Genomic DNA, 26,176 nt, shown 5'->3' with positions numbered 1-26,176 from the left:
TGGGGTTATAGTGAATCTGAGGTGTACTAATGAAAGAGACGATATTAAATAAAATTAGAGACCAGTTTAAACAGAGAAATATTATTATAGTGAATAGAGATGATTCAGCCGTTGCTGGATCTCTCGAGCCTTTTAATTCTTTAGAGATTCAGGCTTGGATAAAAGAATGTGACCGCTCTCAGCAGGAGATCTGGGAGCTGAATAAAGAATGCCAGGCGTTTATACAGGAGGAATTTATCGTTTTTCTTATCGGTGATGAAAATTACTCCAAAAATCAAGCGCTGGATTACTTTAAATTCCATAAAGAATGGCTGCAGCTGTTTGTCCAATATGGAAAGTATGAATCAACTAATAAATCTCTGGATTTATTAATGAAGGTGGCGCATACGATTGCTTCTCATATGCATGAAGAACATATTCTGGACATCATTATTGAAGCAGTCGTAGAGGCAATTAATGAAGCAGATACCGGATTTTTATTTCTATATGACGAAAAAATTGAAAAACTGTTAATTGAGTCGGCTGTTGGGTTTCGTGAACAAAGCTATCGAAAAACACGTTTGGAAATTGGGGAAGGAGTCAGCGGACGAGTCTTTCAAGAGGAAAGGTCTGTCATGATTCACGGCGCAAAGAGAATTGAAGCAGCCATGGCTGACATGACAAAAGAAAATTATAAGCATTACATAAATTCAACCTTCCACAGGAACTTCCCGGATAGCATGATTTCTGTTCCTCTAAGAGTCCATTACAAGACAATAGGAGTGCTGACTATTGACAGCTTTAAACAGGGAGCACGTTTTAAGCATGAAGATTTGGCTCTGTTGGAAGCTTTGGCAGACCACGTAGCTGTTGTTATTACGCACGCTCAGCTCTATAAGCAGGAAAAAGAACAGCGGGAAGAACTTCAAAAAACACACCTTGCTTTACGTAAAGAGCATGAAACGATGCAAAGAACGACGGATTTTCACCACCGGCTCACGAATATCGCAGCTGGCGGCGGCGGGACAATGGCCATTGTTGATACACTGCGAAAAATGGTCCGCGCCCCTTTTGCTATTTATGATTCATTATTAAAGCCTTATTTTATTGAGTCAGGAGCTGAAGATAAAAAGCTGCCGGAAAAATTCTTAACTCATACCCGTGTCAAGAAAGTGATGCGTACTAAAAAGTGGCAGCAAATTCAGCTTGACAACAAAGAGCGCTTAGTGGTGATTCCTATAGTTGGAGCTGAATCTCTCTTAGGCTTTCTTTGCTACTGGTCGGATTCCATAAAGTATTTAGAAGCGGATATCGTACTTTTTGAATACGGAGCGACAGTTTTGGCTTTGGAATGGACGAAGGAGGAAGCGATTAAAGAAGCGAGAGACCGGATCAAAGGAGAGTTTGTGGAAGATGTACTTGCCGGGAAATCCAATCCAACTATCGAAAATCAAGCTCATAATTTAGGTCTGAATCCGAATGATTACTATGCTGTACTCCTCTGTAAAATTGACCAATCTGCTCCAGCGATTAATCAAATGCCTGAAAATGTCCGCAGGTATAAAGAGGAATGGCGGAAGCGAATTGAATACTTGCTGGGGCAGCAAAAGATATCGGGAATTGTCATCGTAACAAATACGTATGTGTTTGCTTTAATGAGTTTCCCTGAAAAAGATCAAAACCACAAGGCAAGATCACGAGTCAAGCAGCTCGTAAGCCGGATGGAAGAAGAAAATACACATGTATTAATGGGAATCGGCCGTGTTCATAAAAATCTGCATCACCTTAACAAATCATTTGCAGATGCAGAAAAATGCATTCAGCTGCTGGAAAGCCATCCTGAGAAAAAAGTCATGAGCTTTGTAGAAGTGGGGGTTTACCGTTTTTTTCTTCAGCATAGCACAGAAGAGCTTGAGCTGTATCTAACTGACATTCTAGGTCCTTTATTAAGATATGACCTTGAGAAGAACAGGGACTTTATGAAAACATTGCTCTATTACGTTAAGTTTGATAAAGAACTGAACCTTCTAACGAAAAAATTGAATATTCATTCCAATACACTTTATTACCGTATCAGCAGAATTCAGGAAATACTGGATATCCATTTTGACCAGCCAGAAGAATGGTTTAATATTCAGCTTGCCTGCCAGGTTTATGAATATTTAAATAAACTGAAGGAGGGAAAGTGAATGGAAACAGCTTTTAAAAATGTATTGATTAAACCGATTTCGTCAGATGATATACAACAAGGCGCACTTTTAATAAGGGATGGAAAGATCGTTGCATTCGGCCAGGAGGAGGAGATTGATTTAACTTCCTGCACGAATGTAATAGATGGACAAGGCTGCCTTTTAACACCTGGATTAATCGATGCTCATACGCACCTTGGGGTGGATGAAGAAGGGATCGGCTGGGAAGGGGCCGATTTCAATGAAACGTCAGACCCCGTGACCCCTCACGTAAGGGCACTTGATGGAATTAACCCTTTTGAACAAGGATTCTTTGACGCTGCAAAAGCCGGCGTAACGACCGTCCAAGTCCTGCCGGGAAGTGCAAACGTAATTGGAGGATTAACTGCAGTGGTAAAAGTTAAACCTGGGGGTATAGTGCAGGAGATTACGTTGAGAGAAACGGCGGGATTAAAGATGGCATTGGGAGAAAACCCCAAAAAATTCCATGGCAAAGAAGGGCGTCCTCCAAAAACTCGAATGGGAACGGCAGCCATTATTCGCCGAGAATTTGCCAATGCCTTGAGAAGCAAAAGAGAACCACATGACTTAAAATTATCTGCCTATCACTTAGTTCTGGATAAACAAATTCCTGTCAGAGTACATGCTCATCGTGCGGATGATATTATGACGGCATTAAGAATTGCAGATGAATTTGACTTAGATATAACTATTGAACACGTTACAGAAGGTCACCTTATCGCTTCACACCTTGCAGAGAGCAGGGCTCGATTTTCAGTAGGACCGACTTTATCGAATCGAAGCAAAGTGGAATTAAACCATCTTTCCTGGGATGTATATTCTGAGCTTGATGCAAACGGAATCCGTTTCGCGATGATCACCGACCATCCAGTTCTGCCAATCAGCCAGATTGCTACATCTGCCCAGCAGGCGGTAAAAGCAGGATTAAAGGAAGAAAAAGCCTGGAGAAGCTTAACGATTCATCCAGCAGAGAACCTCTGTATTCAACACCGCACAGGGAGTATAGAAACGGGGAAGGATGCCGATTTGACACTTTGGGATAAAAACCCGATTACAGATCACGGTCAGCCATTAGTCACAATGGTCGAAGGCAACATCACATACCAAAAGTAGTGTTCGTTATAATAAAAGCAGAAAGTGCGTTCGCATTTTCTGCTTTTTTGGTATAATTAAAGAAAAATATGGAAGAGGTGGAAGGATGAAAGCGACCTGTATGACTTGCCGTAAAACATACGAGATTGATCGTACTGACAGCCAGTACACCAAATTGAAGCAGGGGAAAACAAAGCTTTACGTATGTACAAATTGCAATACTTCCATCCAGCAAAGTGCGAATACGACTACTGGAACCTCTGCATCAGATCTCGATCCATACACGGAGATTCTTGAGAAGCGAAAGTCCTGAACAGCTTTTTGAATGGAGGTGAGGGTATGCGAAAGCATCCCAAAGTATTTATAAGCTACAGTCAGGATTCAAAAGCACATGCGGATAAAGTGCTGCAATTTTCTAATCGACTAAGGATGGAAGGTATTGATACGATCCTCGATCAATATGAAGCCTTTCCAAAAGAGGGATGGACACGTTGGATGGACCGAAATATAACAGATTCGGACTTCTGTCTTCTCATTTGTACAGAACTCTACTATAAAAGAGTTATGGGAATAGAAGAAGAGGGGAGGGGACTCGGAGTCCGCTGGGAGGGTCATTTAATCTATCAGCACCTCTATCAGTCAGGGACGAAATCTGCTAAATTCATCCCCGTCGTATTTGAAGAAAAAGATCTTGAATATATCCCTGCTCCCATACGTTCGTATTCTCATTATGTACTTACATCTGAAGAAGAGTATGATCAGTTGTACTGGCTGTTAAGAAGTCAGCCTCAAACGGTTAAACCGGAACTGGGTCGTTTGCGGCCACTGCCTGAAAAACAAAGAAAATCACTATTTATTGCAGGATTCATTGATATAGAACTTTGGAACAAAGCCATCTGGAAAGGAACCGCCTTTACACACAATACGGTGATGAAAGAGCCGCCCGGGCTTGCACTGTTGTTTGAAAATGAAGCGGCAGCCATCGATATATTCAGTGGATGGCAGGATCGTCTAGGGGATTTTGACCGCCACAATGAGCTGAGAATCTCCATTATTGAAGGCAATATTCCAAGAGAAGGGGAGGGATACACGGTCCATATTTCGGCCAATGTTCATCACATCCTCCAGCATGCCTCTAAGAATGAATATGAAGCCAGCCGCGATTTGCTGATGGTTATGACACGCTTTAACAGGATGAAGCCTGAGAAAGGCTCCAATCATCTTAACTGTTTTAAAGAAAGCTATCGAAAATTCGGTTCGTATTTACTACTGCCCGGTATCATTAACGAACAAGAAGTCACGATGCTCCACCATTTAGCTATTTTAAAGAAAGAACTTGAATTAAGGACAGTCTCCGACATTCAATCAAGAAATGATTTAGATGCAGTCGTTCTTCCGCAATATCGTGATCTGCAAAGTTGAATTAACGTCAAGCAAAGGAGTGAGGGTATGGACCATAAAGTGAATCACTTGCAAATGATTCAAGGGATTATTTCCAGAATGGGACAGAATTCTTTCTTGTTAAAAGGCTGGGCAATCACTCTCGTTGCCGCTTTGTTTGCTTTGTCCGGACAAGGAGCACGGGAGGAATTTCTCCTCTTTGCTTACGTGCCAATCTTGATCTTCTGGGTGCTCGATGCCTATTATCTTCGTCAGGAAAGAATGTATATCCACTTATATGATTATGTAAGAAAAAAAGATGACAAGGATATTGATTACAATATGAATCTCGATCAGCTTCCGGTGGAGTCGTCAAAACTTTTCGTAGTTTTTTTATCGAAAACGATACTTGTCTTTTATCTGCCTATTACGATACTTATCGTTCTCGCCATGTTATTTCTTCCATAGTTAAGCTTTCATGTTCCTATCGGTCTCTTCATATAGTAAGATAAGTGAACTTGAAGGAGGGGCCACCTTGAAACCAGATGACCATAAAAAACTTGAGACAGCAATCCGTGAGATTACGGAAATTGCAAAGGGCTTCGGGCTTGATTTTTATCCGATGAGATATGAAGTATGTCCTGACGATATTATCTATACATTTGGTGCTTATGGTATGCCAACGCGGTTTTCTCACTGGAGCTTTGGGAAGCAGTATTACAAGATGAAGCTGCAGTATGATCTTGGATTGAGCAAAATCTATGAATTAGTAATTAACTCAAATCCCTGCTACGCCTTTTTGTTGAATTCCAATAGTCTCATTCAGAATAAGTTGATTGTCGCTCACGTCCTTGCCCACTGTGACTTTTTTAAGAACAATGCCAGATTCCAAAATACTAAACGGGATATGGTTGAAAGCATGGCTGCAACCGCGGAACGAATCGCGAGCTATGAAAAAATACACGGAAAAGAAGAAGTAGAATCATTTCTTGACGCGGTCCTGTCGGTTCAGGAACACATTGATCCATCACTGGTCCGTCCGAAGCTTTCCTGGACGATCGCCGATGCTTATGAAGAAAGTGGAGATAAACCATTGTCCACTCCATATGATGATATTTGGAAAATTGGAGAAGAAGACACAGGAAAGCCGAAGAAGAAGAAAAAAAGAAAATTTCCTCCAAGACCGGAAAAAGATCTTTTATTATTTATCGAACAGCACAGCAGGGAGCTTGAAGACTGGCAAAGGGATATTTTAACAATGATGCGCGAAGAGATGCTTTATTTCTGGCCGCAGCTGGAAACCAAAATAATGAACGAAGGATGGGCATCCTACTGGCATGCAAGAATATTAAGGGAAATGGACCTGACTAGTGATGAGGTTGTAGATTTTGCCAAACTCAATGCAAGCGTAGTGCAGCCTTCTAAAACTCAGTTGAATCCTTATTACTTAGGCTTGAAAATTTTTGAAGACATTGAAGAACGTTATGATAATCCAACCGATGAAATGAAAAAGCACGGCGTGGAACCTAATTCAGGACGGGAAAAAATATTTGAAGTCAGGGAGATTGAATCGGATCAAAGCTTTATCCGCAATTATTTAACGAAGGAATTAGTGCGGAGAGAAGACTTATACCTTTTCCAAAAGCAAGGACAAAAATACAAGATTACCGATAAAGATCACGAAGCGGTAAGAGACCAGCTTGTAACGATGCGCGTAAACGGAGGCTTTCCTTACATTACCGTCCAGGATGGAGATTATATGAAGAGTGGGGAGTTATATTTAAAGCACCACTTTGAAGAAGTGGAGCTTGATCTCGGTTATTTGGAAAAAACTCTTCCTTATCTTTATCAGTTATGGGGACGTCCTGTTCATATTGAAACCGTAGTGGAAGAACGAAATGTGGTTTTCAATTACGGCGGCCAAAAGGTTCAGAAAAAGTATATCTAATAAAAAAAGCTGTCGAGCACCTGATCTCGACAGCTTCAACTTGCCAGGAAACACGAGGGTTTTCCTGTGATGTCACTGAAAAACTAAAGCTCTTTAATAGATAGAATTAAAAAAAGCGGTCTGCGTGGAATTTAATTTCCATACAGACCGCTTTTCTTCACAATTTCAGACGGGCTTCCAAAATATTGAAACTTTTTTGATTCCTTATTCGTCCATGTAAATGAAAGGAGGAGAAGACTATGAAAAAATGGGGAAGCTTAATTGGTGCTTCTATGATCACAATTTGTGCTTTTGTATTTTACCAAGCAGGTATTGAACTCCATCTATTTCCTAATGTCCTTCCCCTCGAACAAGTAGAGGGTTCCTTTCGCCCGTATTTAACAGTTATGATTATATGGCTTGCTTCTGGTCTATCTCTCGTGATTTTCTGTCTGCTTCGGATATTTGAAGAACCTCGGGATTAACTTGATCCGTATTAAACTTCTGAATAGTCAACTGAAGATCTTCTGCCATAGAAGATAGAGTTTCTGAGGCAGAGGCTATTTCTTGAACTACCGCCGTTTGTTCTTCACTGGTCTCAGAAATTCCTTTAATTCTCTCGAACATTTCGTTCGTTGTAGCGGTAACCTCTTTAATAGTAGATGCATTCGTTTGAATTTTTTTATTCATTTCCTCAAGCGGTTCCTGTATAGAAGCCAGTTTTTCACGTGACTGCTCTGTGGTGCTTAAAATGTTTGTAAACGCATCATTGGCTTCATTTATCGCTGTTAAACCGCTTTTTGTAGCTGTATAACCAACGGTCATCACTTCTACAGAATTCTCAGCCTGGCTTTGAATCTGAAGCGTTTTGGATTGAATTTCACTGGCGGCTTTAGATGATTCTTCAGCAAGCTTTCTGACTTCTTCAGCTACTACTGCAAAACCTTGTCCTTCCGCGCCGGCTCGTGCTGCTTCAATGGATGCATTCAAAGCCAATAAGTTCGTCTGCTCTGCAATAGCTGAAATCGTCATAACGATATCCGCAATTTCTTTCGACTCAGTATGAAGCTTTGCTACTACATCTGCAGATTTACTTACATTTTCATCGATAATCGTCATCTGGTCGATTGCCGTACGAATAGAGTCCGTTCCTTGATTTGCCACATCAGCTGCGTCTTCTGACAATTGGGAAGTTGCTGCTGTCTCTTTCGTAAGTTCCTGCATGTGTGTTGAAAGAAGTTCAGAACTATCCTCTAATTCAACTAAGCGCTGCTGCTGGTCACTGGAAGCCATAGAGATCTGCTGGACCATATGGCTCGCTTCACTTATTGACTGGCTCGTTTCTTCTGCGCTTGCAGAAAGTTCCTCAGAAGTAGAAGCGACGTGATCTGACTGGCTGCCTACCTCTAGAATCATGGTCCTTAAATCAGCAACCATTTGGTTGAAGTGAGCAGCCAAGTCCCCTAATTCGTCATTTCTGTTCTGATTAAGCTCTGCAACTGAGAGGTTGCCGGCAGCGACTACTTCCGCATGGGCTGATATAGTTTTGATAGGCTTTGAAATCATTTTTGAAATAATCCACGCCATGGCTATCCCGGCAAGAAGCATTAATCCTCCCAAGATAAGCGTCAGGATGAGGTTGTAATTTTTCAGCTGATTGATAAAACCAGCATCTTTATCAAGCCCAAAAATCGCATTTACGCCATCAATGGGTGCAAAGTAAGATTTGTACGTCCCGTATTCATCACTGTAAATATCACTCAACGCACTCTCTCCGCCGATAGCGGCTGTCATTTCCGGTACAAAATCGTAATCCACCATTGTGTCTTCCATGTCACTAATGGCTACAATAAAGGTTTGATCCTGTTTCTTTCCTAAAATGTAAGCATTGGCGACGTCATTTTCTTTTTTATATTGATTTAAGTACTGCTGTAAACTGCTCAGTGCTTGAGAATCTCCGTTATAGGCTTTAGTGATCATCTCTTTATCTATCCCGTGCGTGAAATCCTGCATTTGAATTTTCAAGGAATCTTCAAAACTTGGCTGAAGGTATTCTTTCACGATATAACCTGAAAACAGGTAAATTGCACTGCTGAATAACGCAGCGAATACAAGCATAGGGAGTACTATTCTTAAAGCTATTTTTTTAAATAAGGACGACTTCTTTTTCATAAGTATAATTCGCTCTCCTTTATTACTTCCTGGATGGTCGATTCAATGAAAGCAACGACATTGTCTAAATGGGCCACTTCTGTATAAGGGGAAATGCAAAATAGTTTAGAAACATAGATGGGTACTTCTACCGGATGATCTTTAGCGGCAACCATATCGAACTTTTTCGTATCTCCAAGAAAGATCTCATCTTTTCTTTTTCCGAGAGCCTCAAATAAAGACTCGTTCAACTTATTGACCTCTTGAATTTCCCTGAGAGTAGACTGCCCTTGCTGTTCTTCCTCCCATTTAGGTTTACCGGTATATAGGCGGAAGGCCGTCAGCGGTCCTGGGTTGTTCGGATTAGTCACCGCAATGGAAGGCAGCTGCTTTTGTAATTTCGTTCTGAAAGCCAAATTCACCCGTACGTAGTTGGCAAGCAGCTGTTGATATCCTTCGACACCAAACATATTAAGGGCAGTAAGAATTGAAATGGAGCTTGCCATTCTAGAACATTCCAACGTATAGCTTGTGTGATAGCTTCCGTAAGCACGGTCTCCTACATAAGGAGATTCTTTGGCATCGAGGTCGATTTTATCTAAATCCTGTTTCTGCTTCACTAAGAAAAGGCTGGTTACATAGGGGGTCTGACCTAATTTTTGGAAATCGAAACAGAGGCTGTCTGCTAAATGCAGGTACTGCATCCTTTCAGTGATTTGTTTTAGGCCTTGTAGAACAGCTGGTTCAAAATCGAGCGGGTTAGACTCAAAGTCATAGGAATTAAATAAACAATAAAAGCCTCCCAAAGCAGAATCAGCATGAATATGTATTGGTGGGAGCTGATGCTCGATGCGAACTTGCTCGACGGTTTCTTTAATGGCTTTAAGATTGTCAATGCCAAAGTTATCCGTAGTTCCGGTTGTTCCTACTACATATACAGGAATACCACCGCGTTCAATCACTGTTTTCATTTTTAAATACAGGTCATTTTCATCCAATGAATGATCTTGCTTGGTCCGGACTTTAATCACTTTATTTCTGCCAAGCCCTGTAGCTTCTGCTGATTTAATAAGACTGTAGTGGGCCTGTTCAGAAGAAAAGCAGTACAGGTTATTAGGCACACCTTCATAAAGTGCATCCTCCACTTGCTTAGTGATGGCAATGCGCAGACCAGTAAAAACCGCCCCCTGGCCACCCCAAGTTGTATATCCCCAGCTTTGTTCCGGTTCATAGCCGGCAAGCCTGGACATAATAGAAATGACCTTCGTTTCTGCTTCAGCTCCTGCAGGGCCGTAAACATCCCAAAGGTTATTGCCGTTCAAAAGTGAGGCGGTGAATTGACCGATCAGTCCCGGAATACTTGCCATTGGAAGGACGTTAGTAAGAAAGTTTTTCGTATGATAAGGGTGGCCTTCCATAAGATTAGATAATTCCGATAAGACCTCTTCAAAACTTTTTCCTCTTTGAGGTATATCGGCAGTTTTTACAATTTGTTGATAATAATCTCCAGAGCGGTCCTTCGATTTTCCTAAAATCGACTGTTCAGCATTTTTTTTACTATCTAATTCCTCGAGAAGTTGAGAGATCATACCAACGAAAACGTCCCGATCATGCTTATTACCGTCTTCGCTAGGAAATAAGGCTTGGATTTTCTTTAATTCCATAGTTTCATTTCTCCCTTATCGTTTGTATACATAAAAAAGTATCCTTGCAAAGAAAGGATACGTTGTACGAATAGTGCCTGGTGCAGCTCAGCCATCGTGACGGGATTCCGTTTTAGACCTGGAGCTTTGCGTCCTTATCTTTCAATAAGTTTGCCAACTATTCTTTTTTTACCATGAAAAAAGTATCACTTATTCGGCGAGTTGTCAATTTGATTTATTTACTTTCATAAAACCCTTAACAAAGAATTAAGAAAAACGTTGACTATATTTAGCGGAAAAAGCAAGGTTACAACTTAATAGGCCTATGGTAAAATAAACGTAGTTTGATGGGATAATAAAGGAGGCGGGAAATAATGAGTCGTTCAGTAATTAGGAGTTTAATCGCTGTTGTCAGCCAATCCATTTCCCGTTTTAATTAGGCAAGCATGGACCGGGATGTCTATGCTTGTTTTTTATCTCTTCAGAGGAGGGCAGCATGAGGTATAAAAGAATATTGTTAAAAATCAGTGGAGGGGCATTAAGCGGCCAAGGAATGGAGAACTTTGACCACACCTGTCTAGATCATATTTCCAATGAAGTCATTTCACTTGTCGAATCAGGTGTTGAGGTTGCCATAGTCGTAGGAGGAGGCAACATTTTTCGCGGGAGGACGGCAGAAACCTGGGGGATTGATCGAGTAGAAGCAGATAACATAGGGACTGTCGGTACGGTTATTAACAGTTTAATGATGAGAGGAGTTTTGAGGAATAAGACTGCTCAGGAAGTGAGAGTGATGACTTCCATTCCGATGCCCTCTGTTGCCGAGCCGTACATTCGTTTGAAAGCAATGCATCATTTGAGGAAAGGTTACGTAATCATTCTTGCTGGAGGCAATGGCCAGCCGCTTGTGACAACAGATTATCCGGCAGTTCAGCGTGCCGTTGAATTGGAATGTGATGCCATTTTGGCAGCTAAACAAGGAATCAATGGTGTTTATTCTGCTGACCCTTTAAAAGAAAAAAATGCACGCTTGTACAGAACGCTGAATTATGATGATATTCTTTTGAAAAACATTCAAGTCATGGACCAATCTGCATTGCTGCTTGCACGTGACCATAATAAACCCGTCCATATCTTTAATTTCGACCAACCCGGAGTAATGAAGGAATTGTGTAATGGACATAATTTAGGGACGTTAGTCAGCCGAAAGGCATCAACATTTTTTGAAGATGAATAGGCCTTTTGTTTTATATTCAGAACATTTAGCAAATTGCACACAAACCTAGGTTATTTTTGGTAAACTAATCGTTGACTATGGTAGATGATTAAAGGAGGCTTTACCATGAGTGTTTATGATTATGTTTTGACTGAACAAGAATTTGTTAATAAAAATGAGCTTAAGTATCCCTTTGAAGAAAGAGGACTGCAATTTGGAGACGGCATTTATGAAGTCATCCGTGTTTATGACGGAGAGTATTACTTGATCGACGAACATGTGGAGCGCTTATACCGATCTGCAGAGGCTGTGAAATTGCAGATTCCATTAGAAAAACAGGAAATGTATCAACGGCTAAGTGATCTATTAACAAAAAATAAAGTAGAAACCAATGCCAAAGTATACATGCAGATCACTAGAGGCTCTGCACCACGGGAGCATGCTTTTCCAATTGATACCACGGCTAACTTATATGCGTATGTGCAGGATCTACCAAGAAAAACAAAATTGATGAAAGAAGGCATATCGGCCATTTCCTATCCAGATGTACGCTGGGAATGGTGTTACATTAAGAGTTTAAATTTGCTGCCCAACGTAATAGCCAAACAGGAAGCAGAAGAAAAGGGAAGTTTTGAAGCCATCCTGCATAAGGACGGCGAAGTTACTGAGTGCAGCTCTTCAAATATTTACTTAGTTCGTGAAGGGAAAGTGTACACCCATCCTGCAAAGAAGAATATTCTTCATGGGTGCGTGCGTTCACGTGTTCATAAGTTTTGTGAAGATGAGGAAATCCCCTTTATTGAAGAAGCCTTTCGATTAGAAGATCTGCAGTATGCTGAGGAACTCTTTCTGACCAGCAGTACAGCAGAAGTGATGCCCGTCACTAAGGTGGATGACCTGGTGATTGGGGAAGGAAAACCCGGCCCGCTTACTCGTAATTTACAACGGACTTATGAGAAAGACGCCGGTCTTGCAGGGTCACGTTCTATTTTTAAAGAGACAACAGCATAATGAAACGAGTAAGGGGGGAGCAGCATGATTCACTTTATGGGGTTAAACGAAAACCCGTTTCAGTTAATTAGACAGGGAGACAAACTCTACGAAATTCGCTTAAATGATACGAAGCGGAAGCGGTTAAGAAAAGGCGATCAAATTGAATTTACCTGTCTCCCGGACAAAAGGGAAACGCTGTTGGTCGATATTTTGGACCTCAGAACGTTTGTCAGTTTTGATCAATTATTTAAAACGATCCCTAAAGAAGATCTTGCGAAAGAAAATTGCAGTCACGAAGAGCTGTTAAACAGTACGTATCAAATCTATACGAAAGAACAGGAGAATAAATGGGGAGCTCTTGCTATTCAGATCAGCTTGAGCAGCCGTTTTTTCCCTTTACGAACGATTTTTTCATCATAATAAAGACAACAGTTCCTCCCTATTACAGGGAGGAACATTCAGAAAGGAGACTATTTATGGATAAAATAAAAATAGAATTCAGCCGGGATCAATATGAAAAGTTAGTGGAAACCATTTTTCTAGGAAGCTGGGTAGTTAATTCTATCCGTCTCGATGATTTAGACGAAGATGTAGAGGAGATCCGGGAGATTATTCTATCTAAATATAAGGAAGCAGGACTTGAAGATAAAATTATCCATCAGGAAGAACTCGGCGTATACGACTTAGATATCGATTTCGAATCGTCACTTCTTGATCAATATGTCGAAGAATATGATGAATTCAGCTTTTGGGATAAACTTGTTGAAAAACTGACAGAGAAAGAAATGATTGATAAATACGGTGCTTCTGTAACCTCAGGTGAATTAAGTGAAGAAATGATGAAAACCCAGCTGGAGCTGGAAGAACGAATTGGAAGAGAGCTTGAGGAAAAAGGGGTTACGAATTTAACTTTAAACAGAGAATAAAAAAGTGTGCTGAGGATCTTTCCTGCAGCACACTTTTATAGTTTGTTAAGAACTTTCTCTAACATGCTCCGGAGAGGCCCAGAGTTTAGCAATAGGCCGCGACCATTGGTAGGAAAACTGGATAATGGGGCCGAGAAGAAGGGCCACAATGAGCGTTCCTAAGCCGACAGGAGCACCTAATAAATAACCGATAAGGGCCATTCCTGATTCAGCAAAAATACGGACTGAGCTTTTTGACTGGTTCGTTTTTTCGTTTACGATCATCATAAAATGATCGAGGGGGATCCGGGGAAAGGGCGTCCTTAAATAAACGGCAACTCCGACGGCTGTAGCCACCAGACCAAGCGAAAAAATTCCCCACTGGGACCACCAAACTTCATAACTGGCATTTTCCAGTAAACCATATAAGAAAAAATCCACGGTTCTGCCGCGAATAATTATTGGAATGAGCGACTCAAACTGCGGCCGTTTACGTTCAAGCCACGTATTGATGCCAAGCAGGATGACGAAGGCTATGATCATTACATTTCCCACAGTAATTGGAAAGTGCATGGATACACCAACAGCTACGCTGTCGCCAGGACCTACGCCCAGACCAGAACGTATAATCAGCGCAAGACCTAAGCTTGAAACAGTCAGGCCGGCGAGATAGATTAGAAATAAGTATACATATTTCATGGTAGTCTCCTTCGGTCGCTCAGAATTCTGCTTTACTTATCATATATGTTGGGCAAAAAGATGTAAAGATATTTAAAGTATCCAAGTTTTTTGAAGCGTGGACAGGGAACATGTAGTATAGAAAAATTAAGGAGGTCAATTAAATGCACTATGCCATTGTTACAGGAGATTCAAGAGGAATAGGCGAAGCTTTTGCCAAGAAGTTTATTGAGAAAAATGTCAATATAGTCGGGATTTCGCGAACAAAAAATCAAGAACTTGAACAATTAGCTGCAGCCCAAAACGTAGAATACAAGCACTTCAGTTGTGATTTAAGTGAGCAGAACCTGGTAGAAAACTGCTTAGAGCAAGTAGTAAAACACGTATTTCATGAGCAAACCCATTATGTTTATTTGATCAATAACGCAGGAGTCATTGAACCAGTTGAGAAAGTGGGGCGTCTTCAGCCGGATAAACTCTTGAAGCATTTACAAATTAATGTGGCAGTTCCTATGCTTTTATTTAATCGCTGCCTTTATGAGGCAAATCAACACGGAATTTCCTCTATGCTGATTAACATTACTTCGGGGGCAGCGGAAAAATCTGTCCATGGCTGGAGTGTATATAGCAGCGGGAAGGCAGCGATTAACAAATTTACTGAGACAGCGGCAATGGAGCAGCGAGACGATGACCATATTATTTTTGCGTTCAGCCCCGGAGTGGTGGATACAGATATGCAAAGCGAAATTCGTGCCAGTTCTAAAGAAGCCTTTCAGGATGTGGAAGATTTTAGACAGTTGAAGGAAGAAGGGAAGCTGCGCTCTCCAGATACGGTAGCGGCTGTATTCATTGATCTCGTCAATGATCCTAAGTCGATAAAAAATGGAAAAGTATACAGGCTGTATGATCTAATCTAAGCATAAATAAGAGTTTAAAAGGTGAGGATTGAGCGTGCCCGAACTGTTGAGAACACGTTCGGGCACGTTGCACTTAATGTTCAATGATCTTAATAAAAGCTCCTTCACGATCTGCCTCTAATGTCACTCTTCCTCCAATTGGAAAGGTAAACTGAGGTGTCGTATGCCCAAAGCTTGCATTTACGATGACTGGAAGGTGATCAAGCTCTTTTTTGGTACGAATAATTTCTTCCAGCAGTTCCATAGTCATGCCGGACTTTTCTTGAAATCTCCCTACTACTAATCCTTTGGCTTCCTGAAAGGATGGTTGATGGATAAGGGATTGAAGATCTCGATCAAACGTTTCCGGGATGGACATGTAATCATCTTCTACGAATACCACTGCCTCCTTTAAGGAGGGCATGTATTCAGTTCCCTGCAGGAGATTAAGGGAGCAGAGGTTTCCGCCTATTGTCCTGCCTGTGGTTTTTCCTTCATTGATTACTTTATACCCGTGATTTTTATGAAAGGTACGCTTTTCCTGGTCGATAAACCATGAATCATCGCTCCATGTTTCCGCCTGTGGAATGGTATATGAGTCGTCAGTAAAAAAAGCTTTTTCAAAGTACTCTAACGTGTACTCAAGGCCTTTCTCCATCCCAAATGTAGAAAAATGCGGGCCGGAGTATGTGACAAGTCCAGCTTTTTGGTAGAAGGCGTTGGAAAGTACAGTGATATCTGAATAGCCGCAAAAAATCTTTGGATTCTTTCTTATGATATCGTAGTTTATGTAACGGAGAAGCTGGTTACTTTCAAATCCACCAATCGTGGTAAGGACGGCTTTCACTGCTGGGTCAAGAAAGGCATCGTGAATGTCCTGCACCCTATGGTCGATACTCGTTGCGAGCAGTGGTGCTTTATCACTGACATGCTTACTAAACGATACCTCAAGGCCTGACTTTCTCAGTCGTGTTACGGCCAGTTTTTGTTGGTCAGGAGCAATAATTTCCATGCTTTCTGCCGGGGAAATGATCCTCACTTCATCGCCGGGCTGTAGTTTTGCAGGGATCATATTTTTTCTCCTTTCTTCGCAGACTTTCTTAAAAGCAGCCCTTGAAAGTGATGGTTGCCATCTCCTATATCTTCTTTAGGGATATCATGAAAGTCGACTAACTCAAAGTAGGATTTTGCGATTTGGAGAATCTGTGCGTTCGTATAAAAGGAAAAAAAGCGTTTAGGTTCATGAAAATCCTGTTCCCAAATGCCTTCGTGATCGATTCCTCCATAAACCCCCATATAAAATAGCCCCTCTTCTTTTAAGACTCGTCTAATTTCGAGCAATACGTAGTGGAGCTGTGATTTTGGCACATGCAGTAAGCAGTTTAGTGCCCATACACTGTCAAAAGTGGCAGAGGGAAACGAGAGCTCATCAAAACTCATCTGGGCGGATTTTAATCCTTTATTTCTGCACAGCTTGATCATTTCATGAGATAGATCGGTTGCAAAGACATCCAGTCCGGCTTTCTGGAAATACAGACTATCCTTGCCCGGTCCTGCCCCTACTTCAAGCAAGGTCCTCTTATTTTCTTTTAATAAATTTTGGAGAAAAAAATGTCTTTCTCTTATTTTCCACTGCTGGATGGTACTCCGGTCTCTTTGGGCAGCCTGCTGGTCATACGCAATTCCGAGATGAGTTTTAAGTTCGTTTGGAATCATTCTTATAGAACCTCCAATATTTTTCTTTCGTTTTCCTCTTCCTCTTCCTCTTTGTAAGAGAATCGTAATTGTTTTTGAATCCATCATATAATAGTTTAACAATAAAAAGAAGAGCAGCTTGTAGAGAAACCCCATGGTTTTTTCTATAAGCTGTTTTATATGCCACGTGGGGAGTTACTTTGAATAAGCGGAAGAGATGGAACTTTCAAGATGAATACAGGGCTATATACGTGAAGAGCATGTTAGAAGAAGCGTAGAAAAATAAACAGTAAAAAAGACAGCAGGACGTTTATGTAACTCCTGCTGTCAAATTATTTGGCGAGACGATTGTTTTTTACAAACATATAGTAGGAAGCTCCAAAAATTGTGAGATAACCGAATATGCTCCACATGTCTGGAACTTTACCAAAGAGTAAAACACTTAATAGCGCAGAATAGACCACTGTTGAGTAAAAGAAGATGGAAATTTCTCTTGCCGGCGCAAATTTATAAGCAATCGTGAGTCCAAACTGCCCCAATGTAGCAAAAACTCCGGCTGAAAGTAAGTAAATCCATTGTTTAACGGACATCGGTTCATAATAAATGATTGTAAATGGAAGAAGAAAGACCGTAGTAAAAAATGAGAAATAGAAGACGACTGTATAATATTTTTCTCTGCTCCCAAGTACTCTTAATAAAGTGTAGGCGGCTGCCGCAAAGATGGCCGAAAAAACGCCTGATAAGTAAGGGATGATTTCTAAAGAAAACTGGGGCTTAATGATAAACAAAGTCCCAATGAATGCAATCATCACTGCTATGATTTGGTATGTCTGTGCCTTTTCTTTAAGAAATACAGCTGAAAAAATAATCAACAGAAATGGACTGAGTTTGTTCAGCATATCAGCATCCGAAAGTACGAGGTGATCGATCGCATAAAAAAACAATACAATGCCTATGCAGCCAAAGGCTGATCGTGACAATAACAACAGTTGGTTTTCTTTTTTTCCAAACAATCGTTCTTTATTATATTTTACAAAAACAAACGCAATCATTGCGGAAACTAAATTCCTAAACAAGGTTTTTTGCACAGTTGGAAGGTCACCTGATAGTTTAACGAGAGCGGCCATCATCGAAAAACCAAAAGCCGAGATAAGTAATAGTATGATTCCTTTGTTCCGGTTACTCATGGGGGTTCCTCCAATATTCATTAGCTTTTACAAAAATACCTTTCTCATCCTAATACAAATGCAAAAATAAAGAAAGTCATAGAGCTTTTTCTGCTAGATTGCTGAAGTTGATTAACAGCAGAGGGATAGGAAATGGGATATACTTAAATTAGAAATGTTTTATAAAATAAAACGCGCACAATGTCACATTCTTTAACATTTTTAACTTCATCAAATAATTGTATAAGAGTGGGGGCTCAGCATGGAAATCCTGGAAGAAAGCAAACGACTCCTGCTCAGGGAAATTGTTCCTGATGATTGGAAGCCTATGCATGAATATTCTTCTCTTAAAGAAGCTTGCAAATTTCAACCATGGGACCAAATACAGAAGACGATTCTCATTTCTTTGTTACTCAAGCCATACGAGATAGAAAAAAGAGATACCGAAGAAGATTTGTTTTTGTCATTTTTGAAAAGCGAGTAAAGAAAGTTATTGGAAACATTGAAATGAACATTCATGACTGGGATGGTGTAGGAGAAATCGGTTTTATTATCCATCCTCGTTACTGGGGCAGTGGTTATGCTACAGAGGCAGCACTGTTGATGTTAAAGTACAGTTTTGAAACGTGCGAGCTTCACCGCGTATATGCAACTTGTGATCCTGCTAATGAGGCTTCTGCAAGAGTGTTGGATAAAATTGGGATGGTCAAAGAAGGAGTGCTGAGGAAAGATCTATTAATCAAGGGAAAATGGAGAGATTCTGCTATTTACAGTATGCTTATATGTGAATGGGAAAAAAACAAGGCTTTGTGAAATGACGAGCACTGAAGAACTGCTAACTTTTTGATTGATGCATAAAAAAAGAAGCCAAATTGAAAGATCTTCCAATCCGCCTTCTTTTATACGATTGATAAGACGATTTGGAGCGCGAGCTGAAGATCCGCTTGGTCAAATAATTCTCTTGATCAAGTTTTGCTACGGCTGCGCGAATTTTTTCCGTGTACTTTATACATAAAGCGTCCTTTTTTATAACCGCAAGCAACTGAAAACAAAAAATCGGCTTCTTAAAAGAAGCCGATCGTACTTAATAGTCGGTAAATGAGGCATTGGCTTTATGGTGTACGCCAAGCTTTGTTACGAGTTTTGAACTATCCTTGTTTAAGCCTGCGATTTTTACATCCGTATTATTTTCACGAAATTTTAGTAATAGTTTTTCAATTGCAGCAACTGCCGAGTCATCCCAGACGTGTGCATGTGTAAAGTCAATTTCGACCTGGTCAATATCTTCGTTACATTCGATTTGATTCATTAAACTTTCTATAGAAGCGAAAAATACTTGACCACGAACGATATATTTAACTTTCCGAGTGGTTTTATCCCATTCTTTATCGATATGAAGTTTTGAAATTTTTGCAACAAAGAACACCGCACTCAATAGAACTCCAGCAAAAACCCCTTTGGATAAATCGTGAGTGGTGACAACGGTAGCTACTGTAGATACCATTACAACCGAATCAGTTACCGGCACTTTATGAAGCCTTGTCAGCGAACTCCAGTCGAAGGTATTAATGGAAACCATAAACATGACTCCGACGAGAACCCCCATTGGAATTTGTACAAGAACGTCATTAAACAGGATGATCAGCATCATGAGAAAGACTCCTGCGACTAAAGTCGATAACCTTCCACGGCCTCCTGAAGACACATTTACGACTGACTGGCCGATCATTGCGCATCCAGCCATTCCTCCAAAAAATCCGGAAATAATATTAGCGATTCCCTGTCCACGCGCTTCTTTATTCTTATCGCTCATTGTATCTGTCATGTCATCCACGATTTGAGACGTGAGCAGGGATTCAAGAAGACCAACGAATGCCAAAGCCAAGGAAACAGGGAAAATAATTTGCAACGTTTCAAAGGACAAAGGGAGGTCTGGAATTAAAAAGAGGGGAAGAGTACTTGATAGGTTTCCGATATCTCCCACTGTTTTTAACGAGGCACCTGTTGTCATTGTTAAAATCGTCATAAAAATAATAGCGATTAATGGAGAAGGTACTGCTTTTGTAAATCTTGGAAGAATGTAAATAATAGCTAAAGATCCAGCAACCATAGCATACATCTGCCAGCCTTCTCCAGTGAAATGAGGAAGCTGGGCGCTGAAAATAAGAATAGCAAGAGCATTGACGAACCCTACCATGACAGATCTTGGCACAAATTTCATTAGCTGCCCAATTCGTAAGGAGCCTAAAATAAACTGCAGGATCCCTGTCAAAATGGTGGCCGCCAATAAATATTGCAGCCCATAATCTTTCACTAATGTAACCATAACTAGAGCCATAGCACCCGTTGCAGCCGAAATCATGGCTGGCCGTCCGCCCATAAAAGAAATGACTACAGCGATACAGAAGGAAGCGTACAAACCTACCATGGGGTCGACTCCAGCTATGATAGAGAAAGCGATTGCCTCAGGTATAAGTGCCATAGCTACAACCATCCCTGAGAGCACATCGTTTTTTACGTTTCCAAACCATTGTTGTTTAATTGTTTGTGTGTTCAAATCCGCACCTCTTTCTATTTTATAGTTGTACTGTCCAGAACAGCACGAAACGGCAAGAACGACACAAAGTATATCATCCTTCTATAAAAAAACATAATCGCATGTAAGCGTATGCTTTGAGTTTATTCTTTAAAATTCTCCTTTTTTCTCTCATATAGGTATTCATCGTTCGGTAGGCTGAATTTTTATTTTTCAAGATGGAATGATAGCATGATAGAAGGATGAAAAGCAGTTTGGAGGGAAGGTATGTATAAGAGTATTTTAGTAGCGGCAGATGGATCGGACCATTCGATAAGAACGGCTGAACAAGCGGCAGAACTTGCCCGTTTACAGCAAGAAGCGTTTATTACCATTATGTATGTCGTCGATGGAGATCGTTCAAAATATGATGCCATAAACGAAGGGAATAAGGAAAGTATCCAACGAAAAAGGCATGAACGTCTTGCACCGGTTGAACAAGTCTTTAAACAGGAAGGACTCGATTATAAATTGGAAATTCAAAGAGGAGATCCTGGACCTTCCATAGTTAAGTTTGCCAACGATGAAAAATTTGATATTGTCATCATTGGAAGCAGAGGCTTAAATACGCTTCAAGAAATGGTACTTGGAAGTGTCAGTCATAAGGTAGCCAAACGTGCTCATTGTCCTGTGATGATAGTGAAATAGTGAAGTAGGGAAGACCTGGGCTGATTTTTCACAATTGAGGGTTAATAAGAGAGTAGTAATGCCTGCAAAACCACCGGATAACGGAGCTTTTGCAGGCATTTTATAGTTTAGATTCTTATTAAAAAGAAATGGAATCTGATGAAAAGAGTTACTGCAGCAAGTTGAAGAATTTTTCCTTTGTCAATTTTTTTAATAGCTTAAAGCATATCATTGAGATCGCAAGCAGCACCAATAACAGCAATAGTGCCGTTGACGAAGGGCTTTTCACTGCACTTATATTCCATAAGAGTAAAAGGGATAAACCTAATGTCATGCCTTCCACACCGAGCACAATCAGGCCAATGAATCTGCCCTTAAATATTTCTCTTTCATCCGTCCACATCAATTTAGGATCATACAAGTCTACTACAGTACCGAGGAGACTAGTTGCAAGGCTGATGAAGAGGGAAAGGATGAACCACAGGACCCACGTATAAAATGGCACATGAAAGATCACTAAGCTAATGACACCGATAATCACTATGGAAAGTGCATTTAATAAAAAAGCAGCTAACACTTTGCTGAACATAATAGCTTCCGCAGACACAGGCAGATATAAATGAGTGAACCAGCTTTTTCCATCACGGGAAACGGACGTAATAGCTGCAGGGTTTACCCCGACTACCAGGCTCGTAAAACCAACCATTATGAGGAGCAGTGACTTTGCATCATAATTACTTACCATCGATCCCAATTGGTTGAAGGTACTGGAGGATTCCATAAAAAAGACCACAATTAAGAAGAACGGAAATAGAAGACTTTGAATGACAATTTGAGTAAAGAAGGTAGGGGTCCGAAAAATAACCTTCAATTCCTTTATTAATGCAGCGAATACGATCGGACGCTGTTTGCCTTCTCCTTTTAGGGATAGGTCTTTGCTTTTTTGTCTGCTTCCTCCGGAAAGCCCCAGCACTCCTTTGAAGTACAAAGATTGGCCGAGCGTCATAAAAATAAGAATACATACAATAGATAAACATACGTAAATCAGCAAATGAATCAATCCCACCCAATTTGAAGCTTCAGACAGCCCCATTGAGCCGAAATAGGCGTTTGGAAAGAATTGAGTAATCATAGTAAGCATTCCATTTTTTTCGTGAATCATCGAAGCTACATTCTCACTCATTTTACCAGCATCCATGTTCATTCGAATGATTACATTGAAGACAATAAGAAAGACAAAAGAAAAAATACCTGCTAAAACTTTCGTACGGTCTTTGTTTTTAGAAATATTCGCGAATCTCATAAAAAACATGAGCAGGATGGCAGCAATGACGAAAGGCAGCACAGGAAGGAAAAGCCATACGATGAAAGCATACACGTAGTATGCTGCTTCGGAACCGCTCGCGTTTCCGTACATGAATAAACTTGGAAGGACGATCGCAGTATTGACTCCATACAATTGGATGAAAGGAACAGCTGACTTCCCGGCAATGATTTGGTAAGGTTGAAGCGGCAAGGCAATGAATGCCTCCACATCTTCAGCAAAGTAAAAAGAACTTAATATTGAGGTAAAACTTACCAATATGTAGACCATACTCATAAATACAAATAACAGTGCTAATACGACATTTTCATTACCGGATGGAGCAAGTGCGTTGTAAAGGCTGCTAATCATTCCATTTAATAAATAAAGTAAAGCAATTCCCATAGGAAGACCGATGAGGACTACCAGAAAGAGACCGAGTTTTTCACTTGCTCTCTTTCCCGCCATTGAAAATTGCATTTTAACCATCGTTTTGATAAGTTTCCACGTTTTAACCATGCTGAGTAAGCTCCAAAAACATTTTCTCTAAATTCTCGTTTTCTTTAAATTGTTTTTTCATCTCAGGCATATTTCCTTTAAATTGCAATCTTCCATGATTAATGATTGCTACTTCATCGCACACTTGTTCAACGACTTCAAGCACATGCGTTGAAAAAAAGACGATTTTCCCTTTTTCTGCGTGTTCCCGCATCATTTCTTTTAATGTGTATGCGGATTTTGGATCTAATCCTGTCAATGGTTCATCCAGAATCCAGACATCCGGATCATGTAGGAGGACACCCGAGACGACAATCTTCTGTCTCATGCCATGAGAATATGTTTGAATGTGGTCTTTAAGCGCATCATAAATCCCAAAGGTCTTTGTTAAGTATTCGATTTTGGTTTCCCTTTCCTCTGCAGGCACTCCGTACATATCACCGATGAAATTTAAATATTCGATTCCTTTTAAACGCAGGAAGATATCCGATCGATCAGGAACATACCCCATTTGTTTTTTTACCTTCAGTGGATTTTTTGAGAAGTCCACTCCATTAAAGGTGATGGTCCCTTTATCAATAGGCAGTATCCCTGTCAGCATTTTTATCGTAGTTGACTTTCCAGCCCCATTTGGGCCAAGAAAACCAAAAATTTTCCCATCTGGAATGTCAAGACTTAAGTTGCTTACAGCTATTTTCCCTGGGAATTCTTTGGATATGTTGTTAATTGAGATCATGAATTTCCTCCTTGTGGAATTAATTTCCTTATTTTATTCTACGGAAAGAAGGAGAAAAACGTTTCAGAGATCCTATAAAAATTTATACATATGTATTTCGTCCAAGTAACGCTCCTTAAGTTTAATGGCTTTTTTTTCAAGTCCGTATTCTTCAAAACCCATTCTTTTATACAAAGCTTTTGCGGCCGCGTTTTCACTTACAACTGATAGTTGAATGATTTCGATGTTTTGGGTGCGTGCATAGTGCATAGCGGTTTCCATTAATTTTGCTCCAGCTCCGTGCATCCTCTGCTGGGGACTGACATACATCCCTACGATCATAGCTTTATGAGCAAATTTAGGGTGAGTCTCTTTAACCAAGGTGACGACCCCTGTAAGAATTTCTCCTTCAAACACACCAAAGGTTCGTGTCAATTCAGATTCAAGCCGTTCTTCATATGTCTGGATGGGGTTTGAACGTGACTTTTCCTGCTCATAAGTAGTGATAAAGGCATCAGGATTTGTGAATAATGCTTCTAAGCGTAATTCATAACACTTTTGGGCATCTAGTTTAGTGAGTGTTCTCGCAATCATGTGAGTTTCCCTCCTTTATTGTTCTTAGACTAGCGAAAAGGTATAGTAAAGTAAAGAATAATTTTGCGGGGTGCTGAGATGACTGAAAAAGAGAAAATGCTTAAAGGAATGCTTTACCAATCATGGGATCCTGAGCTGTTAAATGAGCGGGCACGGGCAAGAAAATTGGTGGATTCTCTTAACCGTTCTAAAAGTACAGAGTCCCATTTTCGTGAGCAGTTAATTTCGGATTTATTTGGTACAATTGACGGAGATATTTTCATTGAACCGCCGTTCTATTGTGATTACGGATATAATATTCACGTGGGAGATGGTTTTTTTGCCAATTTCAATTGCGTCTTCCTTGATGTGTGTGAAATCCGTATTGGAAAAAGAGCGTTATTGGGCCCTAACGTACAGTTGTATACAGCAACCCATCCAATGGAGAGGAAGACTAGAGCGAGTGGTGTAGAAGCGGGGAAACCGATAATCATGGGAGACGATGTCTGGATCGGAGGAGGGGCTATTATTAACCCAGGGGTAACCATCGGTGATAACGTCGTAATAGGGGCTGGTTCCGTGGTTACAAAAGATGTTCCTTCACATACATTTACTGCTGGCAACCCTGCACAAATGATTAAGCAATTATCTTAATTCTTTTGACTGGTCGAAGAATGGAATTTTCGTTATCATACTATAGGATACGTGCATATATGTTAATGATATCAAGTACAGAGAGGGTTTTTTTACAGATGATAAAGAGAAAAAGCGAACGTGAAATAGAATTAATGCATAAAGCAGGAAAGCTGCTGGCAAACGTTCATAAAGAATTGAGATCATTTATTAAGCCGGGAATCACTACGATGGAGATTGAAAAGTTTGTAGAAGGCTATTTAGCTGAAAGAGGTGCCACAGGAGAACAAAAAGGATACCAGGGATATGAGTACACCACTTGTGCTTCCATTAACGATGAAATCTGCCATGGTTTTCCAAGGGATGAGAAACTAAAAGAGGGTGACATTGTCACCGTGGATATGGTAGTGAATTTAAATGGTGCTTTAGCCGATTCTGCTTGGACACATGCAGTTGGAAGCATTAGTGAAGAAGCAAAAAAATTGATGGAAGTAACAAAAACTTCTTTATATAAAGGAATTGAGCAGGCGGTATCAGGGAATCGCATCGGTGATATCGGGCACGCCATCCAATCTTTTGCAGAAGGTGAAGGCTATTCTGTCGTAAGGGATTTCACAGGTCATGGCATCGGTGAAACCATCCATGAAGATCCTTATATTCCCCACTTTGGGCAGGCTGGTAAAGGTGCCCGGCTTAAGGAGGGAATGGTCGTAACGATTGAACCAATGATTAATATTGGAAGCTGGGGAAGCAAAATGGATACTAATAATTGGACGGCAAGAACCGTCGATGGTACATTATCCGCTCAGTATGAACATACAGTTGCCATTACAAAGGATGGTCCACTCATACTCACAGCCCAGGATGAAGAAGAATAACATCATATTTCCCCATAAAAAAAGACTCCTTTCTCATGAGAAAGGAGTCTTTTTAAATCAATTATTTTTGAACGTTAGCTGCTTGTGGTCCGCGTTGACCTTCTTGAATTTCGAAAGTTACAACTTGACCTTCTTCAAGAGATTTGAAACCTTCTTCTTGAATAGCAGAGAAGTGAACGAAGACGTCGTCTTGACCTTCTACTTCGATGAAACCGAAACCTTTTTCTGCATTAAACCATTTTACTGTACCTTCTACCATGTACATAAACCTCCTGCGTGGATAAATGATCCACATTGTATTACTATTCTTGCTCTTTAAATTCAATCAAGACGACAATCATTCTTATTCATCTCTCTTGCCATGAATCTTATCGAACAACAATAATTAAATTAAGTATAACAGATTGTTTATTAAAAAGATAGGCCATTCCTGTAAGAAGAAC

At 40.5% G+C, this 26,176-nt stretch carries 26 protein-coding genes and 1 riboswitch; of the genes, 15 read left to right on the top strand and 11 right to left on the bottom strand.

Annotated elements, in window-relative coordinates; translation table 11 throughout:
• Positions 1–29 precede the first annotated feature (29 nt).
• The 6 genes from MUN89_RS16905 (at position 30) to MUN89_RS16880 (ending at position 6,609) form a co-directional block, all read left to right on the top strand.
• The gene (locus tag MUN89_RS16905; protein WP_244708935.1) at positions 30–2,168 is read left to right on the top strand and encodes a helix-turn-helix domain-containing protein; all 2,139 of its coding nucleotides are present in this window, start codon (positions 30–32) and stop codon (positions 2,166–2,168) included.
• Positions 2,169–3,302, top strand: coding sequence for an amidohydrolase (locus MUN89_RS16900; RefSeq protein WP_244708934.1), 1,134 nt, complete (start codon positions 2,169–2,171; stop codon positions 3,300–3,302). It abuts the gene before it with no gap.
• Positions 3,303–3,387: 85 nt separating this feature from the next.
• Positions 3,388–3,594, top strand: coding sequence for a DUF2197 domain-containing protein (locus tag MUN89_RS16895; protein ID WP_256463999.1), 207 nt, complete (start codon positions 3,388–3,390; stop codon positions 3,592–3,594).
• Between the two features lie 26 nt (positions 3,595–3,620).
• Complete coding sequence (locus MUN89_RS16890) at positions 3,621–4,703, top strand: SEFIR domain-containing protein (protein WP_244708932.1); 1,083 nt, start codon at positions 3,621–3,623, stop codon at positions 4,701–4,703.
• Between the two features lie 27 nt (positions 4,704–4,730).
• The gene (locus MUN89_RS16885; protein WP_244708931.1) at positions 4,731–5,129 is read left to right on the top strand and encodes a hypothetical protein; all 399 of its coding nucleotides are present in this window, start codon (positions 4,731–4,733) and stop codon (positions 5,127–5,129) included.
• A gap of 67 nt (positions 5,130–5,196) precedes the next feature.
• Positions 5,197–6,609 (top strand): SpoVR family protein, encoded by a 1,413-nt coding sequence (locus tag MUN89_RS16880; protein WP_244708930.1) that lies wholly within the window; start codon positions 5,197–5,199, stop codon positions 6,607–6,609.
• A gap of 390 nt (positions 6,610–6,999) precedes the next feature.
• Here the strand turns inward: MUN89_RS16880 and MUN89_RS16875 are convergent, their stop codons facing one another.
• On the bottom strand, positions 7,000–8,706 hold the full coding sequence (locus tag MUN89_RS16875; protein ID WP_244708929.1) for a methyl-accepting chemotaxis protein: 1,707 nt from the start codon (positions 8,704–8,706) through the stop codon (positions 7,000–7,002).
• A gap of 50 nt (positions 8,707–8,756) precedes the next feature.
• On the bottom strand, positions 8,757–10,403 hold the full coding sequence (locus MUN89_RS16870; RefSeq protein ID WP_244708928.1) for a pyridoxal phosphate-dependent decarboxylase family protein: 1,647 nt from the start codon (positions 10,401–10,403) through the stop codon (positions 8,757–8,759).
• Positions 10,404–10,481: 78 nt separating this feature from the next.
• Positions 10,482–10,568: riboswitch (cyclic di-GMP riboswitch) on the bottom strand.
• Positions 10,569–10,878: 310 nt separating this feature from the next.
• Between MUN89_RS16870 and pyrH the strand changes: the two genes are divergently transcribed.
• The 4 genes from pyrH to MUN89_RS16850 all read left to right on the top strand — a co-directional run bounded on the left by pyrH (position 10,879) and on the right by MUN89_RS16850 (position 13,517).
• The gene (gene pyrH / locus MUN89_RS16865) at positions 10,879–11,619 is read left to right on the top strand and encodes a UMP kinase (protein WP_244708927.1); all 741 of its coding nucleotides are present in this window, start codon (positions 10,879–10,881) and stop codon (positions 11,617–11,619) included.
• Between the two features lie 105 nt (positions 11,620–11,724).
• On the top strand, positions 11,725–12,609 hold the full coding sequence (gene dat, locus MUN89_RS16860) for a D-amino-acid transaminase (protein WP_244708926.1): 885 nt from the start codon (positions 11,725–11,727) through the stop codon (positions 12,607–12,609).
• A 24-nt stretch (positions 12,610–12,633) separates the two neighbouring features.
• Complete coding sequence (locus MUN89_RS16855; RefSeq protein ID WP_244708925.1) at positions 12,634–13,011, top strand: ASCH domain-containing protein; 378 nt, start codon at positions 12,634–12,636, stop codon at positions 13,009–13,011.
• Between the two features lie 56 nt (positions 13,012–13,067).
• Entirely contained in the window at positions 13,068–13,517 is a 450-nt protein-coding gene (locus MUN89_RS16850; RefSeq protein ID WP_244708924.1) for a hypothetical protein, read from the top strand.
• Between the two features lie 45 nt (positions 13,518–13,562).
• On the opposite strand, the gene MUN89_RS16845 is transcribed toward MUN89_RS16850, so the two are convergent.
• Positions 13,563–14,195, bottom strand: coding sequence for a YczE/YyaS/YitT family protein (locus MUN89_RS16845; protein ID WP_244708923.1), 633 nt, complete (start codon positions 14,193–14,195; stop codon positions 13,563–13,565).
• 143 nt (positions 14,196–14,338) lie between these two features.
• Between MUN89_RS16845 and MUN89_RS16840 the strand changes: the two genes are divergently transcribed.
• Positions 14,339–15,091: a (S)-benzoin forming benzil reductase gene (locus MUN89_RS16840; RefSeq protein WP_244708922.1), complete on the top strand. Its 753-nt coding sequence runs from the start codon at positions 14,339–14,341 to the stop codon at positions 15,089–15,091.
• Positions 15,092–15,164: 73 nt separating this feature from the next.
• On the opposite strand, the gene MUN89_RS16835 is transcribed toward MUN89_RS16840, so the two are convergent.
• From MUN89_RS16835 to MUN89_RS16825, 3 genes are all read right to left on the bottom strand, one after another.
• Positions 15,165–16,142, bottom strand: coding sequence for a S66 family peptidase (locus MUN89_RS16835; protein ID WP_244708921.1), 978 nt, complete (start codon positions 16,140–16,142; stop codon positions 15,165–15,167).
• Complete coding sequence (locus MUN89_RS16830) at positions 16,139–16,921, bottom strand: class I SAM-dependent methyltransferase (protein ID WP_244708920.1); 783 nt, start codon at positions 16,919–16,921, stop codon at positions 16,139–16,141. Before MUN89_RS16830 ends, MUN89_RS16835 begins: the two co-directional genes overlap by 4 nt.
• A gap of 176 nt (positions 16,922–17,097) precedes the next feature.
• Complete coding sequence (locus MUN89_RS16825; protein ID WP_244708919.1) at positions 17,098–17,952, bottom strand: DMT family transporter; 855 nt, start codon at positions 17,950–17,952, stop codon at positions 17,098–17,100.
• Between the two features lie 351 nt (positions 17,953–18,303).
• Between MUN89_RS16825 and MUN89_RS16820 the strand changes: the two genes are divergently transcribed.
• Positions 18,304–18,744 (top strand): GNAT family N-acetyltransferase, encoded by a 441-nt coding sequence (locus MUN89_RS16820; protein ID WP_244708918.1) that lies wholly within the window; start codon positions 18,304–18,306, stop codon positions 18,742–18,744.
• 271 nt (positions 18,745–19,015) lie between these two features.
• Here the strand turns inward: MUN89_RS16820 and MUN89_RS16815 are convergent, their stop codons facing one another.
• Positions 19,016–20,488, bottom strand: coding sequence for a SulP family inorganic anion transporter (locus MUN89_RS16815; RefSeq protein ID WP_244708917.1), 1,473 nt, complete (start codon positions 20,486–20,488; stop codon positions 19,016–19,018).
• A 246-nt stretch (positions 20,489–20,734) separates the two neighbouring features.
• Here MUN89_RS16815 and MUN89_RS16810 point away from each other — a divergent pair, with 246 nt between their 5' ends.
• Positions 20,735–21,154, top strand: a complete 420-nt coding sequence (locus tag MUN89_RS16810; protein WP_244708916.1) for a universal stress protein — start codon at positions 20,735–20,737, stop codon at positions 21,152–21,154.
• 148 nt (positions 21,155–21,302) lie between these two features.
• On the opposite strand, the gene MUN89_RS16805 is transcribed toward MUN89_RS16810, so the two are convergent.
• The 3 genes from MUN89_RS16805 to MUN89_RS16795 form a co-directional block, all read right to left on the bottom strand.
• Positions 21,303–22,955 (bottom strand): putative ABC transporter permease subunit, encoded by a 1,653-nt coding sequence (locus MUN89_RS16805; RefSeq protein ID WP_244708915.1) that lies wholly within the window; start codon positions 22,953–22,955, stop codon positions 21,303–21,305.
• Positions 22,948–23,670 carry an ABC transporter ATP-binding protein gene (locus MUN89_RS16800; protein ID WP_244708914.1) on the bottom strand — a complete coding sequence of 241 codons (723 nt, stop codon included), beginning with the start codon at positions 23,668–23,670 and terminating at the stop codon, positions 22,948–22,950. The genes MUN89_RS16805 and MUN89_RS16800 overlap by 8 nt, the downstream gene beginning before the upstream one ends.
• 72 nt (positions 23,671–23,742) lie before the next feature.
• Positions 23,743–24,243 (bottom strand): GNAT family N-acetyltransferase, encoded by a 501-nt coding sequence (locus tag MUN89_RS16795; protein WP_244708913.1) that lies wholly within the window; start codon positions 24,241–24,243, stop codon positions 23,743–23,745.
• A 78-nt stretch (positions 24,244–24,321) separates the two neighbouring features.
• On the opposite strand from MUN89_RS16795, the gene MUN89_RS16790 reads away from it, so the two are divergent.
• Positions 24,322–24,876, top strand: coding sequence for a sugar O-acetyltransferase (locus tag MUN89_RS16790; protein ID WP_244708912.1), 555 nt, complete (start codon positions 24,322–24,324; stop codon positions 24,874–24,876).
• A 98-nt stretch (positions 24,877–24,974) separates the two neighbouring features.
• Complete coding sequence (gene map, locus MUN89_RS16785; RefSeq protein WP_244708911.1) at positions 24,975–25,733, top strand: type I methionyl aminopeptidase; 759 nt, start codon at positions 24,975–24,977, stop codon at positions 25,731–25,733.
• A gap of 61 nt (positions 25,734–25,794) precedes the next feature.
• Here the strand turns inward: map and MUN89_RS16780 are convergent, their stop codons facing one another.
• The gene (locus MUN89_RS16780) at positions 25,795–25,992 is read right to left on the bottom strand and encodes a cold-shock protein (RefSeq protein WP_244708910.1); all 198 of its coding nucleotides are present in this window, start codon (positions 25,990–25,992) and stop codon (positions 25,795–25,797) included.
• Positions 25,993–26,176 lie beyond the last annotated feature (184 nt).

The organism is Halobacillus salinarum (genome assembly GCF_022919095.1).
In the GTDB taxonomy this organism is placed as follows: Bacteria; Bacillota; Bacilli; order Bacillales; family Halobacillaceae; genus Halobacillus_B; species Halobacillus_B salinarum.
This window is presented reverse-complemented; position numbering and strand designations above follow the sequence as displayed.

What these genes read in the sequence shown, in the direction of transcription:
- MUN89_RS16905 (WP_244708935.1), top strand. Translation starts at nt 30, where the DNA reads ATGAAAGAGACGATATTAAATAAAATTAGAGACCAGTTTAAACAGAGA.
- MUN89_RS16900 (WP_244708934.1), top strand. Translation starts at nt 2,169, where the DNA reads ATGGAAACAGCTTTTAAAAATGTATTGATTAAACCGATTTCGTCAGAT.
- MUN89_RS16895 (WP_256463999.1), top strand. Translation starts at nt 3,388, where the DNA reads ATGAAAGCGACCTGTATGACTTGCCGTAAAACATACGAGATTGATCGT.
- MUN89_RS16890 (WP_244708932.1), top strand. Translation starts at nt 3,621, where the DNA reads ATGCGAAAGCATCCCAAAGTATTTATAAGCTACAGTCAGGATTCAAAA.
- MUN89_RS16885 (WP_244708931.1), top strand. Translation starts at nt 4,731, where the DNA reads ATGGACCATAAAGTGAATCACTTGCAAATGATTCAAGGGATTATTTCC.
- MUN89_RS16875 (WP_244708929.1), bottom strand. Translation starts at nt 8,706, where the DNA reads ATGCTTGTATTCGCTGCGTTATTCAGCAGTGCAATTTACCTGTTTTCA.
- MUN89_RS16870 (WP_244708928.1), bottom strand. Translation starts at nt 10,403, where the DNA reads ATGGAATTAAAGAAAATCCAAGCCTTATTTCCTAGCGAAGACGGTAAT.
- pyrH (WP_244708927.1), top strand. Translation starts at nt 10,879, where the DNA reads ATGAGGTATAAAAGAATATTGTTAAAAATCAGTGGAGGGGCATTAAGC.
- dat (WP_244708926.1), top strand. Translation starts at nt 11,725, where the DNA reads ATGAGTGTTTATGATTATGTTTTGACTGAACAAGAATTTGTTAATAAA.
- MUN89_RS16855 (WP_244708925.1), top strand. Translation starts at nt 12,634, where the DNA reads ATGATTCACTTTATGGGGTTAAACGAAAACCCGTTTCAGTTAATTAGA.
- MUN89_RS16850 (WP_244708924.1), top strand. Translation starts at nt 13,068, where the DNA reads ATGGATAAAATAAAAATAGAATTCAGCCGGGATCAATATGAAAAGTTA.
- MUN89_RS16845 (WP_244708923.1), bottom strand. Translation starts at nt 14,195, where the DNA reads ATGAAATATGTATACTTATTTCTAATCTATCTCGCCGGCCTGACTGTT.
- MUN89_RS16840 (WP_244708922.1), top strand. Translation starts at nt 14,339, where the DNA reads ATGCACTATGCCATTGTTACAGGAGATTCAAGAGGAATAGGCGAAGCT.
- MUN89_RS16835 (WP_244708921.1), bottom strand. Translation starts at nt 16,142, where the DNA reads ATGATCCCTGCAAAACTACAGCCCGGCGATGAAGTGAGGATCATTTCC.
- MUN89_RS16830 (WP_244708920.1), bottom strand. Translation starts at nt 16,921, where the DNA reads ATGGGGTTTCTCTACAAGCTGCTCTTCTTTTTATTGTTAAACTATTAT.
- MUN89_RS16825 (WP_244708919.1), bottom strand. Translation starts at nt 17,952, where the DNA reads ATGAGTAACCGGAACAAAGGAATCATACTATTACTTATCTCGGCTTTT.
- MUN89_RS16820 (WP_244708918.1), top strand. Translation starts at nt 18,304, where the DNA reads ATGGGACCAAATACAGAAGACGATTCTCATTTCTTTGTTACTCAAGCC.
- MUN89_RS16810 (WP_244708916.1), top strand. Translation starts at nt 20,735, where the DNA reads ATGTATAAGAGTATTTTAGTAGCGGCAGATGGATCGGACCATTCGATA.
- MUN89_RS16805 (WP_244708915.1), bottom strand. Translation starts at nt 22,955, where the DNA reads ATGGTTAAAACGTGGAAACTTATCAAAACGATGGTTAAAATGCAATTT.
- MUN89_RS16800 (WP_244708914.1), bottom strand. Translation starts at nt 23,670, where the DNA reads ATGATCTCAATTAACAACATATCCAAAGAATTCCCAGGGAAAATAGCT.
- MUN89_RS16795 (WP_244708913.1), bottom strand. Translation starts at nt 24,243, where the DNA reads ATGATTGCGAGAACACTCACTAAACTAGATGCCCAAAAGTGTTATGAA.
- MUN89_RS16790 (WP_244708912.1), top strand. Translation starts at nt 24,322, where the DNA reads ATGACTGAAAAAGAGAAAATGCTTAAAGGAATGCTTTACCAATCATGG.
- map (WP_244708911.1), top strand. Translation starts at nt 24,975, where the DNA reads ATGATAAAGAGAAAAAGCGAACGTGAAATAGAATTAATGCATAAAGCA.
- MUN89_RS16780 (WP_244708910.1), bottom strand. Translation starts at nt 25,992, where the DNA reads ATGGTAGAAGGTACAGTAAAATGGTTTAATGCAGAAAAAGGTTTCGGT.